Origin of the sequence: Streptomyces monashensis (genome assembly GCF_001866665.1) — a bacterium.
In the GTDB taxonomy this organism is placed as follows: Bacteria; Actinomycetota; Actinomycetes; order Streptomycetales; family Streptomycetaceae; genus Streptomyces; species Streptomyces monashensis.
In genome coordinates this window covers 1-3,554 of the sequence record NZ_MLYO01000157.1, presented here as the reverse complement: position 1 = coordinate 3,554, position 3,554 = coordinate 1, and the positions used below count along the sequence as shown (strand labels likewise).

Here is a 3,554-nt window from a genome sequence, read left to right as displayed (position 1 = left end):
GCATCATGCGAACCACCAGCAGCAACCACCTCCAACGCACCCACAAGCCCAGCCACATCCGCGGCCACCACACTCGCCCGCGACTCGAAATGCGTACGATGACGAGCCGCCGTCACCGCCACATCCGCGAGCCGAACATCCGGACGCTCCGCCAGCCAGCCCGCCCAACGACCCGCCTGCGCCCGCAACGCCTCCTCGGACTGACCGGAGACCACCACCGGGAACACACCACCAGGAACCACCGGCCCATCCGCAGTCTCGACCACGGCAGCCTCAACCGCAGGCGCCTCCTCCAGCACCACATGCGCATTCGTCCCACTCAGACCGAACGACGACACACCCGCACGCCGCACACGCGCACCCTCCCGCACCCACGGCTCGGGCGCGTCCACGACCCGGACCGGCAGGTCGTCCCAGGCCACGTTCGGGTTGCGCGGTGAACTGTGGAGCGTCGCGGGGAGCGCTTCGTGCTGGAAGGAGGCCAGGACCTTGCAGACTCCGGCGATGCCGGCGGCCGACTCCAGGTGCCCGATGACACTCTTGGCGGTGCCGAGAGCGAGTTCGCGCCCCGGCTCGCGGCCCTCGCCGTACACGGCGGCGAGCGCCTGCACCTCGATCGGGTCGCCCAGGGACGTACCCGTGCCATGGCACTCGACGTAGTCGACGTCCGCCGGGGAGAGGCCCGCGGAGTCAAGGGCGGCGCGGATCACCTTCTGCTGGGACGTGCCGTTGGGCGCGGTGATGCCGCTGCTGGCGCCGTCGTGGTTGATGGCGGTAGCCCTGACGACGCCGAGGACGGTGCGGTCCTGTGCGAGCGCGTCGGACAGTCGCATGACGGCGATGACACCGACTCCCTCGCCGCGCCCGTAACCGTCCGCCTCGGCCGAGAAGGTCTTGCTGCGGCCGTCCGGGGACAGCGCGTGCGAGCGGCTCAGTGCCACGAACGCGCCCGGGTCGGCGAGGACTTGGACGCCGCCCGCCAGCGCGAGTTCGCACTCGTCGTTGCGCAGTGCCTCGCACGCCAGGTGGAGTGCCACCAGGGACGAGGAGCACGCGGTGTCGACGGAGAGGGCCGGGCCCTGCAGTCCGAGGTGGTACGAGAGGCGGCCGGCGTTGAAGCTGGACAGTGTGCCGGTCAGGCTGTACGTGTCGGGGGTCGTGCCGTGACGGTGCTTCCCGTATTCGCCGGTGCCCGCGCCGACGAAGACGCCGGTGCGTGAGTCGCGCAGATCACGCGGACGGATGCCCGCGTTCTCGAGGGAGTTCCAGGCGGCTTCGAGCAGCAGCCGGTGCTGTGGGTCCATCGGCTCGGCCTCGCGGGGGCTGATGCCGAAGAAGGCCGCGTCGAAGTGGGCGACGTCGTCGAGGAAGGAGGCGTGGCGGGCGTACGTCTTGCCCTCCGCGTCCGGATCGGCGTCGTAGTAGGCGTCGATGTCGAAGCGGTCGGCGGGGACTTCGGTCACGGTGTCCCGGCCCTCGGCGAGGACGTCCCAGAGGCTGTCCAGGTCGTGGGCGTCGCCGGGCATGCGCAGACCGACGCCGACGATGGCGAGCGGCTCCTCGGTGCGCCGTGCGGCGGCTCGGGCCGGAGCGGCGGCCCGGCCCTGGGCGGGGGCGAGTTCGCCGAGCAGCCATCGCGTGGCGGCCGCGAGGTTCGGGTGGTCGAAGATCAGCGTCTTGGGTGTGATCACGCCGGTGCGGCGGTGTACCCGGTCGCTGAGCTCGCCCGCCGTCATCGAGTCGAAGCCCAGGTCCCTGAACCCCCGTTCGGGGTCGATCGACCGGGGGTCCGCGACACCGAGGACCGCTGCCACTTCGGCCGCGACCAGGGCGCGCAGATGGTTCTCCCGTGCTTCGTCGGGCATGTCGCGCAGCGCCGCGCTCAGCGCCTCACCGCCCGTCGTGGGGGCAGCCTCGAGCACGGTGCGTGCCTCGGGGATGTCGCGCAGGAGGGTACGGCCCCGGCCCGCCGCGTGGGCAACGGCCGCGCGGGTCCAGTCCACCTTGGCGATCACGCTCGTACCGCCGTGTTCGAGGGCGGCGTCGAGGGCGTCCAGGGCCTGTGCGGGCGGCATCGGTTCGAGCCCTGCGCGGCGAAGCTGTGCCTCGGCGGCGCCGTGGGTCATTCCGCCGTCGGCCCAGGGCCCCCAGCCGATGCTCACGGCGGGCAGGCCCTCGGCCCTGCGTCGTGCGGCGAGGGCGTCCAACCCGGCATTGGCCATCGCGTAGTTGGCCTGGCCCGCGTTGCCCAGGACTCCCACGACGGACGTGTACAGGACGAAGGCGTCGAGGTCCCGGTCGCGGGTGAGCTCGTGCAGCAGGGTCGCCGCGGTGAGCTTGGGCGCGACGGCGGCGGCGAGGGCCGCGGTGTCGAGTCCGTCGAGGAGCCGGTCGTCGAGGACGCCGGCGGTGTGCACGACGGCGCGCAGCGGCGCCGGGTCCCGGTCGAGGGCGGCCAGCAGTTCGGCGGTCCGGTCGCGGTCGGTGAGGTCGCAGCCGACGACCGTGACACGGGTGCCCAGGGCTTCGACGGCGGAGGCGAGTTCGGCCGCGCCGTCGGCATCCGGGCCGCGCCGTGAGACGAGCACGAGGTGTTCGGCGCCGCGTTCGGCGAGGCGGTGGGCCAGGTGCGCGGCGAGGGCGCCGCTGCCTCCGGTGATCAGGACGGTTCCGCGCGGCGTCCAGGGCGCGGCGGCGGTGACCGGCCTCCGGTGGAGCCGGCGGGCCATGCGTACGGCGGGACGCAGTGCGACGTGCTCCTCGGCGCCGGCGGTTCCGTGCGCGGCGAGTGTGGCGAGCAGTTGACGCAGTACGTCCGTGTCCGGCTCGGCGGGCAGGTCGGCGAGGCCGCCCCAGCGATGGGCGTGCTCGACGGCGACGACGTGGCCGAGTCCCCACACCAGGGCCTGGTCGGGGTCGGGAGCGGGGTCGGTGTCCTGGGCCTGCACGGCGCCCTGGGTGAGGAACCACAGCGGTGCGCGTACGGCGGCGTCGGAGAGCGCCTGGACGAGGGTGAGGCTGTGGGCGGCGCCCGTGGTCACGGCGGGGTGCTCGTGGTGCGGCCGGGTGTCGGTGCCGGTGAGGGAGACGACGCCGCCGAGCTCCTCGCTTCCGAGCAGCGGGGCAAGGCCCCCGAGCCGCGCGGCAGTGGTGGCCCGGTCGCCGTCGGCCGGCAGCCGGTGGACGTGGGCACCCGCGTCGGTCAGTGTTTCCGCGATCCGCTCGGCGAGGGCGTTCCCCGTCTCGGGGGCGACGAGCAGCCAGTGGCCGCGGAGGGCGGCGGCCGTGCGCGGCGTGGCGGACGGCTGCCAGGTCTCCTCGTACCCCCAGTCCCCGAACTCGGCCGCGCGGTCCTGCCGTTCGCGCCACTGCGCGAGGTGCGGGAGCAGGGCGGCGACGGTGCCGGTGTCGCTCACTCCGAGCAGGGCGCCCACCCGTTCGGCCGCGCCGCTGCCGACGGCCTGCCACAGCTCGTCCTCGCCCTTCGAGCGCTCTCGTGCCGCGTTGCCGGGTGTCGTCGGCTCGATCCAGTAGTGCTGTCGCTGGAAGGCGTA

General features: G+C 73.7%; 1 protein-coding gene. It reads right to left on the bottom strand.

Features of this window, described 5'->3' with window-relative positions:
• Positions 1–3,554, bottom strand: a 3,554-nt coding sequence (locus BIV23_RS44830) for an SDR family NAD(P)-dependent oxidoreductase (protein WP_143079270.1), incomplete at both ends; no start/stop codon positions are given.